This is a genomic window from Bradyrhizobium sp. 157, assembly GCF_023073815.1.
Lineage (GTDB): Bacteria > Pseudomonadota > Alphaproteobacteria > Rhizobiales > Xanthobacteraceae > Bradyrhizobium.
Map to the genome: position 1 here is coordinate 64,401 of NZ_JADPKF010000088.1, position 16,205 is coordinate 80,605.

The following is a 16,205-nucleotide window of genomic DNA, read 5'->3' on the forward strand; positions in this document are numbered from 1 at the left end:
CATCACACAGAATGGATCAGCGTCGAGCGGAATGGAACCGTCGATGCCCACGGGAGAAGATTATGTCCACGGGCGATGGCAGTTTGATCAATATACTTGGAGTCCTCGCGATCATCTTACTCGTCGGTGCAAATGGCTTCTTCGTCGCGTCCGAATTTTCCCTCGTTGCGATACGCCGAAGCCGAGTAGGCCAGTTGGTCGCCGGCGGCCGCATGAATGCTCGGGCGCTGCAACGGGCCATTACTCGGCTCGACTACAATCTTGCGGCGTGCCAGCTTGGCATCACGATTTCCTCGCTGGCGCTGGGCTGGATCGGCGAGCCGGCCCTGGCGCACCTGATCGAGCCGCTATTGGTTGGGCCTCTTGGATCCGGCTCGACGTTCGGCGCTCACGCGATTGCCATCGCGACTGCATTCGTCATACTTACGATGCTTCACATCGTGCTTGGCGAACTTGCACCCAAGAGCCTCGCGCTGCAGCGGACAGAGATAACCGCGCTCGTGATCGTACGACCGCTCGTGCTGTTCGGATTCCTGTTCAAGCCAGCCATCGTGTGCTTGAACGGGCTGGGCAACAGCGTTCTCCGCTTGGCCGGGTTGAGGCCGGCGAGCGAACAGGAAACGATCCACTCCCCTGAGGAAATAAAGCTCCTAGTGGCCGAAACCGAGGAAGCAGGCTTGCTCGCGCGCGCGCAGCGCAATGTCGTCGAGCGGATCATCAACATCACCAGTCGCCAGGTGAGCGACATCATGACCCCGCGAACGGATATCGACTGGACTGATGCTAACGACAGCCGGGACGAAGTCCTGCGTGCCGTGCGAGAGTGCCGCCACGAGCACGTCATCGTGAGCCGTGGTAACCTTGATGAGATCGTCGGCGTCATACGCAAGCAAGATCTGCTTGATCAGGCTCTCGATGGCGAACCACTCGATCCCCTCGCTGCAGTTCAGCAGCTTTTGGTTCTCCCCGAATCGATTCCCGTGCTTCACGCTATCGAGAGGTTCAAGGCGCAGCCTGCTCGCGTCGGCGTGATCGTCGACGAATATGGAACGCTTCAGGGCATCGTGACGCGGACCGACCTCCTTGAGGCAATTGCGGGCGATCTGCCCGATGTCGGTGAGGACCCTGCGGTGGTTGGGCAACAGGACGGCACGTTCCTCTTAGATGGCAAAGTGGCAGCGGACGAAGTTCTGATTCGCCTCAATATCGGTCGCAGGCCGGAAGGCGACTTTCACACGCTTGCAGGATTTGCGATTGCTCTACTCGGCAGAATACCCGCCGTTGGTGACCAGTTCGCTTGGGAGGGATGGCGATTCCGGATCGTTGATATGGACGGTCCGCGGATTAGCAAGGTTCTTGCGTCAAGAGATTCTGATCCACCCTAGACTAGGCCACAGGTAATCGCGCCTACGCCATCACGCATGAGCTTACAGACTTCTCGACAACACAAAAGCCTGCCGCAATTTTACGAGCAGGTGCCATCAATGGGGCAATTCTTAGCTACCTGCTAGCGGTAGCCCTTGCACTTCGTTTCCTCTTTGTATTCGCCGTTGCGCTCCCATTTGCGTTCGATCTTGCAAGGTCCGCGATAGAACTCCTGCTTGTAGTCTCTGTCATAGTTGTGGGTGCGATAGTAGCCACGATCGCGATCAGCTCCCCACCGGCCTTTACCGCTTTCGTCCTTCCACGGATCGGCAAGCGCTGGTCCGGCCATCAGCATTACGCAAGCGGCTAAAAGGGCGTGTTTCATTGTTCGCCTCCTGCGGAATATGGAACAACAGCGCAGCAGCCCCGCAGTTCGATGCCCCGGCACCGCCAACGCCTCCAGCTAATGAAAGTTCCACTTTTTCCCGGTTTGCTTCGCGCGCAGGGTTCCCGAGCCCATCGCATGCACCAAATCGGATACCCACGGCGCCGGCGGCTCGTGCAGCAAGCGTAGCCCAGAGAGCGAAGCGACATCAGGGATCAAACTTCCGGCACATCGCTATGCTCATGCGGGCTTGCTGTGACGCGGACGCAGTCCAGCGGCCGGTGACGATTCAACCGACACCGGACGCTGGAGAACAAGGGCCGGGAGGTGGCCCTTGTTCTGGATCGCTGCTTACGCGTAGGTGGCCATGTTGGCAGCCGCCGTCATTTCGTTGTGGTGGCCGCCGTCGGTGCCGCCACCGGCCAGCACGCCATCGTCTTCCAGATCGAAGTGCGCGCCGCCGAGTTCGCCGACCTTCTCGTAGGCGCCATACACGGTTTGGGTAACGGCGATATCACTTTGCTTCACCAGGTTGCCGTAGACGGTGATGGTGCCGAGCAGATCTTCGTCGTGCGCACCGGCATTGCCTTGCTGGCTGATGACGGTGATCACGCTGTAGTCGTTCCTGCCGTCGCCGTTGCTGTCCTTGTGCTCGATCGACTTGACCTCGGCGGTATGCGCCGAGATTTCGATCTTGTCACCTTGGGCGCGGTTGAAGTCGCGGATCACGTCGTTGCCGAAGCCGTCGACCCAGTGATCATGCGTGGCGCCGTTCTCGCCGGTAACGCCAACCCAGTCGATGGTGCCGTCGGCATTGACGTGCTTGGCGACAATCTCGTCCTTGGCGTTCACCATGCCTTCGAAGCGGAAGGTGTCGCCGCCGGCGCCGCCGGTGAGGGTGTCGTTGACCGCCTTGAATGCCGCGGTTTCTTCCGCGAAGATCTGGGTCGTGCCGTCCTGGGCTGCGACCATCTCGCCGGCGTCCGACCGGCTGAGTAACGTGTCGTTGCCCGAGCCGCCATCCATCCTGTCAGCGCCGAAGCCGCCGACCAGAAGGTCAGCACCGGAGCCGCCTGAAAGCTTGTCGTTGCCCGAGCCACCCCACACCTTGTCGTCGCCGGAGCCGGCGTTGAGCGTGTCGTTACCGGCCATGCCGGCGACCGAGTCCGCCTTGGCACCGGAGTACAAGACGTTGTTGCCCGTCGTGCCGTTCAGATGATCGTGGTCGGCGGTGCCACCCGTAAACCTGGCTAAAAAATCATCGAGCCGGCCGTCGTCGAAGAACCTGTTGAGATTGAAGCGTGCCATTAGTCGAACCTCTTACTCAGAGGCCTCACGGACTAGAAACGACCACGGACTTTGGGAAAGCCTCGCGTGATGCGCGCGGGAAGGACGTGAGGCAGGATCCCTCACCCGCATCGAAGAAGAAACAGCAAAACGGGCCCGTGGCTGGACGTGTGCGCGGCGGATTTGCGCTGCGCAGGGGCAATATGGTGACGCGAAAGGCGTTCGTGCGCCGATCCTTTGGCAGGCGCCTCAATTCCAGCGGGTGATCTAAACATCTGCGACAGATTGCGTACCGCGTTGTTCTCTCTCGCATATGAACGACAAGCGCCTGCGGTGCGCATGGCACGGGCCGCATCATTGCGTGACGAAAACTGGCGCAAAAAGTGCCGGTCGCACAAAAATGACGCGATCCCTTTCGAACGCCATGCATGGCGTGGGATGTAGTTTTCGGTGTGCGCAATGGCGCAATCGAAAGACAGGCGCCGTTGATGTCGTTCGGGTTGCGTTGTTCGATTCGCGGCGAGGCTGGCTCGCTCGGCAAATGGTCGATCTGGATGCGTGGGGGCGATTCTCGCGTTGGACTTCCAGTCCCCGATCGCCCTCAGGTTGTGATCGATTGAGAGCCTGGTCTCCCGGAACGAGGTTCTTCGACGGGGCACCGCCGATTATAAGCCCGAATATGGTTGCCGCCAGGCCACGATTGTTGCTTGGCGGCAACAGCAGGGGAACATTTGGCTAACCGCCGCGCCTGCCTCTTGCTTGCGCCGCTTTTTGGCCACACCCCTCCATGAAACCATTTCTTTCATTGCTGATTGGCCACTGTGCCGGTGAAGGCGACGGGAAATTGCTCCCGAGACCGACAGGGAGATGGCTGGGAGAACAGGTTCCGCGGATGGACGCCAAGACTGACATCAAGAAGAGGTTGCCGAGCCGTCACGTGACGGAGGGGCCGGAGCGTGCCCCTCATCGCTCCTATCTCTACGCGATGGGGTTGACCACCCAGCAGATTCACCAGCCTTTCGTCGGCGTCGCGTCCTGCTGGAATGAGGCCGCGCCCTGCAATATCTCGCTGATGCGCCAGGCGCAGGCGGTCAAGAAGGGCGTCGCAGCTGCCGGCGGCACCCCGCGCGAATTCTGCACCATCACCGTGACCGATGGCATCGCCATGGGCCATGACGGCATGCGCTCATCCCTGCCATCCAGGGAGTGCATCGCCGACTCGGTCGAACTGACCGTCCGCGGCCATGCCTATGACGCGTTGGTCGGGCTCGCCGGCTGCGACAAGTCGCTGCCGGGCATGATGATGGCGATGGTCCGGCTCAACGTGCCCTCGATCTTCATCTATGGCGGTTCGATTCTGCCGGGCAATTTCCGCGGCCAGCAGGTCACGGTGCAGGACATGTTCGAGGCGGTCGGCAAGCATTCTGTCGGTGAAATGTCGGATGCCGATCTGGACGAAATCGAGCGGGTGGCTTGCCCCTCGGCCGGGGCATGCGGCGCACAATTCACCGCCAACACCATGGCGACCGTGTCAGAAGCGATTGGCCTGGCGTTGCCCTATTCGGCCGGCGCACCGGCACCTTACGAGATTCGCGACGCGTTTTGCACCGCCGCCGGCGAGAAGATTTTGGAGCTTATCGCAGCCAACATCCGCCCGCGCGACATCGTCACCCGCCGCTCGCTGGAAAACGCCGCCGCCGTGGTTGCCGCCTCCGGCGGGTCGACCAATGCTGCGCTGCACCTGCCGGCGATCGCGCATGAGTGTGGGATAAAATTTGACTTATTCGACGTCGCCGAAATCTTCAAAAAGACTCCTTATGTCGCGGATTTGAAGCCAGGGGGCCGTTATGTTGCCAAAGACATGTTCGAGGTTGGCGGCATTCCGCTTCTGATGAAGACGCTGCTCGACAATGGCCATCTGCACGGAGATTGCATTACCGTCACGGGCCGTACGATCGCCGAAAACCTCAAGAGCGTGAAATGGAATCCGCATCAGGATGTGGTGCGGTCCGCCGACAACCCGATCACCGTCACGGGAGGCGTTGTCGGGTTGAAGGGTAATCTCGCGCCGGAGGGTGCGATCGTGAAGGTCGCGGGCATGTCGAAGTTGAAATTTGTTGGTCCTGCCCGTTGCTTCGATCGCGAGGAAGACGCCTTCGAGTCGGTCCAGAAGAAAACCTACAAGGAAGGTGAGGTCATCGTGATCCGCTACGAGGGTCCGCGCGGCGGCCCCGGCATGCGGGAGATGCTCTCGACCACGGCGGCGCTGACCGGGCAGGGGATGGGCGGCAAGGTCGCCCTGATCACCGACGGCCGGTTCTCGGGCGCCACCCGCGGGTTCTGCATCGGCCATGTTGGGCCGGAGGCGGCCGTGGGCGGTCCGATCGCCCTGTTGCAAAATGGTGACATTATCGAGATCGACGCCGAGGCCGGCACTCTTAACGTAAAATTGACCGACGCCGAACTCGCCGAACGTAAAACCAAGTGGGCACCTCGACAGACTAACCATACGTCGGGTGCGCTGTGGAAATATGCCCAACAGGTTGGGCCGGCGGTGGACGGGGCTGTGACCCATCCTGGCGGTGCGCACGAGAAACAGTGTTATGCGGACATCTAGGCGTATCATTCTTGCGTTGATGTTGGGGGCCGCGCCGGTGGCCGCTCCCGGATTCGCATTTGATGGCGCACCGGTGAAGCCGGACGCCGCGCTGCCCCTGATGAACCAGCCCGCCGCCGCGCAGGCCGTTACCGCCCAGGCCCTGAAGAAGGTCCCGCCTGCGGCCGCGACGGCAACGCAGGTAGCCGCGCCTTCGCTGACTTCGCTGCAATACGCCGCCGAGGGTGGCCATCCCGTCGCGCAGTGGAAGCTCGGCCGGATGTATGCCGACGGCAATGGCGTGGTGCAGGACGACCTGCGCGCCTTCGAATATTTCAGCCGCATCGCCAATGCGCATGCCGAGGATAGCCCGTCGGCGCCGCAGGCCGCGATCGTTGCCAACGCTTTCGTGGCACTGGGCCGCTACTATCTCAACGGCATCCCGAATTCCAAGGTCAAGCCCGACACCGATCGTGCCCGGGAGATGTTCTCCTACGCCGCGTCCTATTTCGGCAATGCCGACGCGCAATACGATCTGGCACGGCTTTATCTGAAGACCCCGGACGCTTCGCGGGACGATTTCCGCTATGGGGCGCGCTGGCTTGGTCTTGCCGCCCAGAAGGGCCAGCACCAGGCGCAGGCCATGCTCGGCCAGATGCTGTTCAACGGCGACCGCCTGCCGCGGCAGCCCGCCCGCGGATTGATGTGGCTGACACTGGCGCGCGACAACGCCGCGCCCGACGAGACCTGGATCCGCGAAAGCTACAACCGCGCGTTCGCCAAGGCCTCCGACGACGACCGCGCCATGGCCTTGCAAATGCTCGAGCACTGGGTGCAGGGCAAGCGGGACTGACGGCACTGCCGTAGGGTGGGCAAGCGCAGCGTGCCCACCATCTTTCCGAAATCGTTGGCATTAGTGGTGGGCACGCTTCGCTTTGCCCACCCTACGATTCCGCGACAATCTCCTTCGACATCGGATAGCCGCCAGCCGTGCCGAACTTTCCCTCGGGCGCCGCGTCCCGAATCTCCACCGTCGCCGTGCCTGTTCCGCTCAAGCCTTCTCCAGATCGAAATCCGCCCAGACCGGCACGTGGTCGGACGGCTTCTCCCAGGCGCGGACGTAGCTGTCGACGCCGACATCGGTCAGGCGGTCGCTGGCCTGCGGCGACAGCAGGAGATGGTCGATCCGAAGGCCCCAGTTCTTCTGCCAGGCGCCCGCCTGGTAGTCCCAGAAGGTGTAGAGGTCCGGTTCGTCGGTCACCGCGCGCAGCGCATCGGTCAGGCCGAGGCCGAGCAGGGACTGGAAGGCTTCGCGGGTTTGCGGGCGGAACAGCGCGTCGTTACCCCAGGCGGCGGGGTTGTAGACGTCGGCGGCAGCCGGAATGACGTTAAAGTCGCCTGCGAGCACCAGCGGTTCTTCTGCCTTAAGCCGCTCCTTCGAGTACTCAAGAAGCCGCGACATCCATTTGAGTTTATAGGGATATTTGTCCGTATCCGGCGGATTTCCGTTGGGCAGATAGAGGCAGGCTACCCGCATCACGCCGGTCTTCAGCGTCACCACGCCTTCGAGGAATCTGGCATGGGCGTCCTCGTCGTCGCCGGCCAGGCCCGATTTGGTCTCGTCGAACGGCAGTTTCGACAGTAGTGCGACACCGTTGAAGGTCTTCTGCCCATGGGTGACGACGTTATAGCCAAGCGACTCGATCTCCAGCCGCGGGAACGCATCATCAATGCACTTGGTTTCCTGCAGACAGACGACGTCCGGCGAGCAGTCTTTCAGCCACGTCAAGAGATGCTCGAGCCGCTGCCGGATCGAATTGACGTTCCAGGTTGCAACACGCATGAATTCTGTCCGGATCGTAACTACACATTTTCTGCTGCAGTGGCATACCATGTGCAGCCGGGCTGTGATAACCGTTTAAGAATAAGGCGCAAACATCGCCGTCAAGGGGCAGGAGTAAACCGTCCCGTCCGTCGTAGGACCGGCGAGCGTGAAAATTATGAAAAAGCGTACCTTGATTCTTGTTGCCGGCGCCATCGCCATTGCTACCGCGGCCGGCTTCATTACCCGCTCCTCATGGATGGGCGGCAGCAGCAGCGCTCAAGCCCCGCAGCGGCCGCGGACGGTTTCGGTCGAACTGGCGAAGGCGGAGCGCAAGTCCGTCCCGGTCGATGTTGACGCCAACGGGACGGTGACGCCGATCTCCAGCGTGGCGCTGAAATCGCGGGTCGAGACCACCATCCTCGCGGTGCATTTCGAGGACGGCGCCAAGGTCAACCAGGGCGACTTGCTGTTCACGCTCGATAGCCGTCAGATCGACGCCCAGATCGAACAGGCCGAGGGCGTGCTCGCCAGGGACCAGGCGCAGCTCGAAGGCGCGCAGCGTGACCTCCGCCGCTTCAACGATCTGGTCGCCAAGGGCGCGACCACGCAGGTCAACGTCGACAACGCCAGGACACAGTCCGATATCCTGACCGGTACCATCAAGGCCAATCAGGCTGCGCTGGAAAACCTGAAGGTCCAGAAAAGCTACACCATGATCCGCGCGCCTTTCTCGGGCCGGATCAGCGCTGCCAACGTGAAGGCCGGCAATTTCGTACGCCCCGCCGATACCACCCCGCTTGCAGTCATCAACCAGATGGCGCCGGTCTATGTGACATTCGCGGTACCGCAGCGCGTGCTCGTCGATTTGCGGGAATCGATGGCGAAAGGGATCCCCACCGTCACCGCGATGATCCCGGGCCATCAGCGTTCAGAGACCGGCAAGGTCGCGATGGTCGAGAACACCGTGGACGCGACCACCGGTATGGTCACCGTGCGCGGCATCATGGCTAACGAGAATGAGACGTTGTGGCCGGGCACGCTGGTCGCCACCAAGCTCGTCATCCGCAACGAAGACGCAATCGTGGTGCCGACGGTCGCCGTGCAGCGCAGCCAGAGCGGCAATTTCGTCTTCGTGGTCAAGGACGGGGTCGCCAAAGTCCAGCCGGTCACGGTCGACCGGACGTCGCAGGGCGCGTCGGTGATTTCGGAGGGGCTCGCCGGCGACGAGAATGTGGTGGTCGATGGGCAATTGCTGCTGTCTGACGGAACGCGGGTCGAGCCGCGGGCTAAAAAGGCCGGAGCGTAGCCGATGACGCTGTCCGAACTTTGCATCCGCCGGCCGGTCATGACGACGCTGATCACGGCGTCGATCATCGCGTTCGGGATCTTCGGCTTTCGCCTGTTGCCGGTCTCGGCGCTGCCAAGGGTCGATTTCCCGACTATCGCCGTGACCGCAACCCTGCCCGGCGCGAGCGCGGACACCATGGCGGCCTCGGTCGCCGGCGTCATCGAGCGCCAGCTCTCGACGATCGCCGGCATCTCGTCGATGTCGTCGAACTCGTCGCAGGGCACTAGCACCATCACCATCCAGTTCGACCTCAACCGCAACATCGATGCCGCGGCGCTCGACGTGCAGACCGCGCTGACGATCGCGCAGCGCCGGTTGCCGCGTGAGATGATCATCCCGCCGAGTTTCCGCAAAGTGAATCCGGCGGATTTCCCGGTGCTGTTCGTGGTGCTCGGCTCGTCGACGCTGCCGCTGTCGGCGGTCAACGAGTATGGCGAGATCACGATCGGCCAAACCCTGTCGCAGATACCCGGCGTCGCCCAGGTCAGCGTCTACGGCGCGCAGAAATTCGCCATTCGCGTCCAGGCCGACCCGGAAGCCGCCGCGGCGCGCGGGCTATCGCTCGAAGACATCCGTAATGCGGTTTCGGCCGCCAATTCCTCGACCCCGGTCGGTACGCTGAACGGACCGAAACAGGACGTCGCGCTGCAGGCCTCGGGCCAGATGGACAAGGCGATGGACTATCGCCAGATCGTGGTGGCCTGGCGCAACGGCTCCCCGGTCAAGCTCGACGAGATCGCGCGGATCTACGACAGCGTTGAGAACGAGCGCATTGCGAGTTGGCTGAACGGCGACCGTTCCATCGTGCTCGGCATCCAGAAGCAGCCGGACGCCAACACGGTGGCGGTGGTCGATTCCATTCTGGCCAAACTGCCGGTGTTGCGGGCGCAGATCCCGCCGTCGGTCTCGATCAACGTACTGATGGATCGCTCGATCTCGATCCGCCAGGCGGTGGCCGACGTCCAGGAAACGCTGTTGATCGCGATCGGACTGGTCATTCTGGTGATTTTCCTGTTCCTGCGCTCGGCGTCCGCGACCTTCATTCCGGCGCTGGCGGTCCCGATCTCCCTGTTCGGCACCTGCGCCGTGATGTACGCGCTCGACTATTCCATCAACAACATGACGCTGCTGGCGATGACGCTCTCTGTCGGTTTCGTAGTCGACGACGCCATCGTCATGCTGGAAAATATCGTTCGCCACATCGAGCGCGGCATGCGGCCGTTCGAGGCCGCGCTGAAGGGCGCGCGCGAGATCGGCTTCACCATCATCTCGATCACGTTTTCGCTGATCGCCGTGTTCATTCCGGTGCTGTTGATGGGCGGCATCGTGGGCCGCGTGTTCCGCGAGTTCGCGGTCACGGTCTCGGTCGCCATCCTGGTATCCGGGTTCGTGTCGCTGACGCTGACGCCGATGCTGTGCGCGCGCGTGCTGCGGGCGCATGACCCGAACAGGCGACCGAACATCGTGCTCCGCTTCTTCGAGAGGATGTTCGATTCCTGGCTGCGCGCCTATGAATGGACGCTCGACTGGGTGCTGGCCCGAAAATTCCTGATGCTGATGGTGACGCTGGCGACGCTGGGCGGCACCGTCTACCTCTACATGATCGTGCCGAAGGGCTTCTTCCCGCAGGAGGACACCGGCTTCTTGATCGGCGTGACCGAAGCTGCCACAGACACCTCGTTCGATGCGATGAAGGAGCGGCAGCAGGCGCTGGTCGACGTGCTGAAATCCGATCCGGCGATCGACTACATCAACTCCACCGTCGGCTCGGGCGGCCCCAATCCGACGGCGAATTACGGACGCCTGTTCATCGCCCTGAAGCCGAAGAAGGACCGCGACAACCTCAACACGATCATCGGGCGGCTGCGTGCCAATGCGCGGCAGGTTCCGGGCATGCAGGCGTTCTTCCAGCCGATCCAGAATCTCAACATTGGCGGACGGATTTCCAAGAGCCAGTATCAATACGTGATGCAGAGCGGCGATACCGACTCGCTGTACCGGCTGGCCCCGGAGATGCGCGAGAAGATCGAGAAACTGCCGGGCCTGCTCGACGTCACCACCGATCTCTATATCAAGAACCCGCAGATGACGGTCGATATCGACCGCGAGAAGGCCGCCGTCTACGGCATCACCGTCGACCAGGTCCGCAACCAGCTCTACAATGCCTACGGCTCGCGTCAGATCGGCACCATCTACATGCCGTCGAACGACTACCAGATCATTCTGGAGGCGCAGCCGCAGTTCCGGGTCGATCCGTCTGATCTCTCGAAGCTCTACATGAAGACCCAGAACAACCAGACCATCCCGCTGTCGGCGGTGGCAAAACTGGTTCCGACTGTCGGTCCGCTGCAGATCAACCACCAGGCGCAACAGCCGGCGGTGACGATCTCCTTCAATCTCGCGCCCGGCTATTCGCTGGGCTATGCGGTCGACAAGATCACCGAGCTCGAACAGGCCTCGAACCTGCCGGCGACGATTGCGACCGGCTTCTCCGGCACCGCGCAGGTGTTCCAGGACTCGCTGCGCGGGCAGGGCGTCCTGATCCTCGCCGCGGTGTTCGCCGCCTTCGTCATCCTCGGCATTCTCTACGAGAGCTTCATCCACCCGATCACCATCATCTCGGGCCTGCCGTCGGCCGGCATCGGCGCGATCCTCACTCTGATGCTGTTCGGGATGGAAATGTCAGTGATTGCGATGATCGGCATCGTGATGCTGGTCGGCATCGTCAAAAAGAACGCCATCATGATGGTCGACTTCGCGCTGGAGCGTCGCCGCGTGGGCTTAAGCGCAGAGCACGCGATCCGGGAAGCGGCGCTCTTGCGTTTCCGTCCAATCATGATGACGACGTTCGCCGCGATCTTCGGCACGCTGCCGATCGCGCTCGGCGCCGGAGCCGGCGCCGAACTGCGCCAACCGCTCGGCGTCGCCGTGGTCGGCGGTCTCTGCCTGTCGCAACTGCTGACGCTATACATCACTCCGGTCGTCTACATCTATCTCGACCGCATCGATCGCCGCCTGCGCCGCAAGCTCGAACCGCAACTGCAGGAAGCGGGCGAGGGCGAGCGGCCGCACGTGGTTGCTGCCGAATGACGATATTCGGGCGAGCATCGCGCTTCATCGCCTTGCTGATCGCGCTCGCATGGATGGCGGGCACGATCGATCGCGCCAACGCCGACGAGCCGATCGAAATCTTCGACGCGCATTTGCACTATAATTGGGAGCCAAAGCCTCATTTTGGCGTCGACGAGGTGCTCGCGCTGTTCAGAAAGCACCGCGTCACCGGCATCCTTGCGACCAGCCGTCCGAACACCGGCACCCATGCGCTCATGGATGCCAAGCCGCAGGGTCTTTGGATCGTGCCGTTCATCCGGCCTTATCGGGTGCGCGCCGACATCCAGACCTGGTTCGGCGATCCCTTCATCTTTGATCTGGTGCAGGACGAGTTCAAACGCGGCTATTACCGCGGCATCGGCGAATTCCACATCTCGGGCAAGGCCGCCGATACCGAATGGGTGAAAAAGACCGTCGATTTCGCGGTCGAGCATGACCTCTATCTGCATGCCCATGCCGACGACACCGCCGTCGAAATCCTGATGCGCCACAATCCGCGCGCCCGCATCATCTGGGCCCATACCGGTTTTGGTCTCTCGACCGACCGCGTCGCCGAGATGCTCACAAAATATCCGAAGCTGTGGGGCGAGTTGTCTTATCGTGGCGGCATCACCAACGGCAGCGGCAAGCTGACGGCGGAATGGCGCGCGCTGTTCGAGCGCTTCCCGGACCGCTTTCTGCTCGGCTCCGATACCTGGATCAACCAGCGCTGGGAGAGCTACGGCGAGATCATCGCGGAGTACCGTGCCTGGCTCGCGCAGCTACCGCCAAAGGTCGCTGCGCAGATTGCCCATGGCAATGCGCGGGCGCTGTTCGGTCCTGGCCACTAGCCCGTGTACTCATAACCCGTCGTTCGGTTAGGTGCGTTCGGTGTCCGCCTGTTCCCCAAGAGCGGCGCGAGGTTGCCCGTAGGTCCGGGGTTAGGCCGGAAGCTGACGTTCTAGGAACGGTAGTTATTGGGGCAAAAGCGGATGCTGATCAACTCCTGCGCGTCGGTCGGAGGTCACGACGCCATCCTCCACTGAACACGTCTCCGATTCCTTCGCCGATCGGAATACATGGCAATCATCGCGCTCGTTTTGGTCCGATCAGCTCGAATTGAAACTTCTGCTCATTACTCAGTGTAGTATGGAAGTCTTCCAGCGCGTCGCTCACCAGATTGATGGCCTGTTGCATGGTACCGAGCCGACCATCCACCGCGGCGAGGCGAGCGGGTGGCGTGATCGCATCTTTCGGCTGACATTCATAGCTCAGCATCTCGACAGCTCTGGCGCTGGCACGCTGCAGCCGTTCAAGCGCGTCGCGTTGGGCATCGTTCGGGTGTAGCCTGGCCTCGATCTCGCCAGCCGGCCATTGCAACGCGGCTGGCAGGGACGCTTCGCAGCCCTGGGCCGGCGCCTTCATGGTCCCGTTTGCGGACGCCGTCTTGAGCTGATCATCAGCGAGTGCGTTGAGCCGTGTTTTCTGCTCATCATTCAGCAGATCATAAAGGTCCCCCAGCCGCGACTGCAGGGATATTACTGCAGTGAGAATAGCCGCAGTGCGCTGCTGCATCAGGGCCAATCGAGCCGGTGCCGTTGATGCGGGCTGCGTCGGACAAGACGCCTGAATGATCTGGGCGGCCGAGTTCGACGCGTCGGCAAGATGGTCCAGCGCGGCCCGTTGCGCCTCGGTCGGCTGAATCGCCCGCTGAATCTGATCAATGGCGAGACTGGTAATCTCGCGGCCGGCATCACCGCAGAGCTGCTGCAGCGGCGGGATCCTTCGTTCTCTTTGGCCGGAAGAGACCGGCGCCATATAAGCCGCTAGTTCGTCACTGCCGTAAGGCCCAAAAATTCCGGCATGGATGTCCGGGTAGCCGTAGTCCCAGAAGCCCATGGCGTCGCCGAAGATGGCATAACCATAAATATCATTGTAGGCGAACGGCCAGAACAGCGGCCCAACCCAGCCATATCCGCCATGGCCATGCGACCACCACCCATCTGTAGTGCTACGGTCAGCATGCCAGTGAGCAAGTGCGGCAGTCGCGGCGATCTGCCTGCGTGCCGCAGGGTCAGTGAATAGCCTGCCAACAACCAACCCCTCCTCGCCGGGGGGCTGGTTCGTCGCGGACGGGATGTTTTGTAAAGCGGCGGGAGCCCCTTTTAAAGCGACGGGAGCGTTTTTGGCCCGACGGACGTGCACCCGGCGGTGATGCGTGGGGCGGCTGTGAAGGAGCCCTGGCGCAAGCAAGCGGGCGAACGCGGATTTCACGCTGCCAAGTGGGCCGAGACCAAAATGTCCGCGCCCTTTCGCAGTGGCGGCACTCGATAGCGCGGTCACCAGTACGACAGCGATTACTGTAACGCCGAACTTCGACATGGCACCTCCCGTGCCAAGCCTTGGCCGCGCCACTTATGACGCCGCACATGACCGAAAGTTCCTTGTAAGCAATCATGCAGACCAAGGCATCGCGCGCAAAGACGGCAGCAATCACGTCGTTTCACAAGGCCCGAGTGGCGCATACAGTCCGCAGAAGTCGGCCTTAGGTCGAAAGCTGATCATTTCAAAATTGTCCGCTTTTAGCGGATACTTTTGAAAAGTCAGTTCACGCTGAGGTGCGAACTCTTTCAAGCCAGCTTGCGTCCGCGGACTACAAGGCTTCAGCCACAGGGGCGCACGGCCGGGCCCTCGCCTGCAGGCGGGATACCGCCTCGGCCAGCGGAACGTCGGCCTGTGAGCCGTCGCGCTCGCGCAGGCTCACCCGGCCGTCCCTCATCTCGCGCCCGCCGACGATAGCCATCACCGGCACCGCCATGTCATGCGCCGCCACGATGCGCCGCGAAAGGGTATCGGCGCCGTCATAGGCAACGGCCCGAATCCCGGCATCCTCGAACGCCGCCAGAACGTCCGCGCTGTATGCGACCTGGTCTTTCGAGATCGGCGCGACCGCGACCTGGTCCGGTGACAGCCAGAACGGAAGCACGCCGCCATGGTGCTCGAGCAAGATCGCGATCATGCGGCCGAGCGATCCGAAGATGGCGTGGTGGATCATCAGGGGCCTCGCGCGGCTGCCGTCAGGGGCGACGTAGGACGCCTCAAGCCGCTGCGGCAGCACGCCGTCGAGCTGCACTGTGCCGCACTGCCAGGATCGTCCCAGCCGGTCGCGCAGCGCGAATTCCAGCTTCGGTCCGTAGAACGCACCTTCGCCGGGGTTGATTTGAGGCGCGAGGCCGCAACGTTGCGCGGCATCGCCGAGCTTCGCCTCCGACCAGTCCCAGGTCGCGTCGTCGCCGGCGCGCACCGCCGGCCGCGTCGCCAGCGCCACTTCGTAGTCGGGAAAACCGAGGTCGCAATAAACCTCGTCAAGCAGGGCGATGAAGCGGGCGACTTCGCCCTCCACGTCCTGCTCGCGGCAGAACACATGCGCGTCGTCCTGCTCGAAGGCGCGCGTCCGCATGATGCCGTGGAGCGAACCGGAAGGCTCATTGCGGTGGCAGGCACCGAACTCGGCATAGCGGATCGGAAGTTCCCGCCACGAGCGCAGCCCCTTGTTGAAGATCTGCACGTGGCACGGGCACGACATCGGTTTCAGCGCCATCGCCAGCTCGCCGTCGTCGGTCCGGAACATGTGCTCGCCGAACTTGTCCCAATGGCCGCTGCGGCCCCAGAACTCCTTTGGCAGCAGCTGTGGCGTCCGGACCTCGGCATACCCGGCTCGGCGCATCTTGCGCCGGAGATAGTCCTCCAGCACCCGGTAGACCGCGTAGCCGCGCGGATGCCAGAACACCATGCCCGGCGCATCTTCCTGAAGGTGCCAGAGTTTGAGCTTCACGCCGAGATTTCTGTGGTCGAGATCGTCCATGGCTGTGTTCCTTGTGATGGGAAAAAGCGCGGACGAGGACCATCAAAAACCAGAAAAGGCCCCGTCCGTCGCCGGCGGGGCCTTTTCTGGGTGAAGTACGCTTGTCTCTAGCGCGCGCAACCAGCAGGCGATCCGCCGTAAGCGGTCGCCGTGGTGGTCAATGCGGCTGACAGAAGCTTATTCATGCTCTGTATATGGCGGTAAAGCGCTCAGGCGTCAACGCCAGCCGCTTGGCGTCGCGGAATATGGATGATGCGCAGGGACATCAATACTCCTGTGGCGGATGATGCGGCTCCTTGGTCAGAATGCCGGTCTGCTCAGTAACGCGCTTGAAATCGGCAAACGTCTTTTCGTTGATGATCGATGGCCAGCGGCTCCTTGCCTCCATCCCGATGTCTCTTCAGGGGTCAAGAAGCAGCGGTGTCAAGGCAAGCGCCAAGTTGA

General features: G+C 62.2%; 12 protein-coding genes. 6 read left to right on the forward strand and 6 right to left on the reverse strand.

The window, feature by feature from the left end; all coding sequences use genetic code 11:
* Positions 1-62: 62 nt before the first annotated feature.
* A complete protein-coding gene (locus tag IVA95_RS24960; protein WP_247512907.1) occupies positions 63-1,385 on the forward strand; it encodes a hemolysin family protein in 1,323 nt (440 codons plus the stop codon).
* Between the two features lie 122 nt (positions 1,386-1,507).
* Here the strand turns inward: IVA95_RS24960 and IVA95_RS24965 are convergent, their stop codons facing one another.
* The gene (locus tag IVA95_RS24965) at positions 1,508-1,750 is read right to left on the reverse strand and encodes a hypothetical protein (protein ID WP_247512908.1); all 243 of its coding nucleotides are present in this window, start codon (positions 1,748-1,750) and stop codon (positions 1,508-1,510) included.
* A gap of 351 nt (positions 1,751-2,101) precedes the next feature.
* Positions 2,102-3,058, reverse strand: coding sequence for a calcium-binding protein (locus tag IVA95_RS24970; protein ID WP_213250189.1), 957 nt, complete (start codon positions 3,056-3,058; stop codon positions 2,102-2,104).
* 871 nt (positions 3,059-3,929) lie between these two features.
* Here IVA95_RS24970 and ilvD point away from each other — a divergent pair.
* The gene (ilvD, locus tag IVA95_RS24975; RefSeq protein WP_247512909.1) at positions 3,930-5,654 is read left to right on the forward strand and encodes a dihydroxy-acid dehydratase; all 1,725 of its coding nucleotides are present in this window, start codon (positions 3,930-3,932) and stop codon (positions 5,652-5,654) included.
* On the forward strand, positions 5,641-6,486 hold the full coding sequence (locus tag IVA95_RS24980) for a tetratricopeptide repeat protein (RefSeq protein WP_213250183.1): 846 nt from the start codon (positions 5,641-5,643) through the stop codon (positions 6,484-6,486). Before ilvD ends, IVA95_RS24980 begins: the two co-directional genes overlap by 14 nt.
* Positions 6,487-6,684: 198 nt before the next feature.
* On the opposite strand, the gene xth is transcribed toward IVA95_RS24980, so the two are convergent.
* A complete protein-coding gene (gene xth, locus IVA95_RS24985; RefSeq protein ID WP_247512910.1) occupies positions 6,685-7,476 on the reverse strand; it encodes an exodeoxyribonuclease III in 792 nt (263 codons plus the stop codon).
* A gap of 157 nt (positions 7,477-7,633) precedes the next feature.
* On the opposite strand from xth, the gene IVA95_RS24990 reads away from it, so the two are divergent.
* Genes IVA95_RS24990 through IVA95_RS25000 form a run of 3 tightly spaced genes read left to right on the forward strand, consistent with a single transcriptional unit; the run spans position 7,634 to position 12,747 of the window.
* The gene (locus tag IVA95_RS24990; protein ID WP_247512911.1) at positions 7,634-8,764 is read left to right on the forward strand and encodes an efflux RND transporter periplasmic adaptor subunit; all 1,131 of its coding nucleotides are present in this window, start codon (positions 7,634-7,636) and stop codon (positions 8,762-8,764) included.
* 3 nt (positions 8,765-8,767) lie between these two features.
* Positions 8,768-11,896, forward strand: coding sequence for an efflux RND transporter permease subunit (locus IVA95_RS24995; protein ID WP_247512912.1), 3,129 nt, complete (start codon positions 8,768-8,770; stop codon positions 11,894-11,896).
* Entirely contained in the window at positions 11,893-12,747 is an 855-nt protein-coding gene (locus IVA95_RS25000; RefSeq protein ID WP_247512913.1) for an amidohydrolase family protein, read from the forward strand. The genes IVA95_RS24995 and IVA95_RS25000 overlap by 4 nt, the downstream gene beginning before the upstream one ends.
* A gap of 235 nt (positions 12,748-12,982) precedes the next feature.
* Here IVA95_RS25000 and IVA95_RS25005 read toward each other — a convergent pair whose 3' ends face one another.
* From IVA95_RS25005 to IVA95_RS38845, 3 genes are all read right to left on the reverse strand, one after another.
* Positions 12,983-14,278 (reverse strand): Spy/CpxP family protein refolding chaperone, encoded by a 1,296-nt coding sequence (locus IVA95_RS25005; protein WP_247512914.1) that lies wholly within the window; start codon positions 14,276-14,278, stop codon positions 12,983-12,985.
* Between the two features lie 271 nt (positions 14,279-14,549).
* A complete protein-coding gene (thrS, locus tag IVA95_RS25010; RefSeq protein ID WP_247512915.1) occupies positions 14,550-15,761 on the reverse strand; it encodes a threonine--tRNA ligase in 1,212 nt (403 codons plus the stop codon).
* 265 nt (positions 15,762-16,026) lie between these two features.
* Positions 16,027-16,149, reverse strand: a complete 123-nt coding sequence (locus IVA95_RS38845; RefSeq protein ID WP_256470275.1) for a hypothetical protein — start codon at positions 16,147-16,149, stop codon at positions 16,027-16,029.
* Positions 16,150-16,205 lie beyond the last annotated feature (56 nt).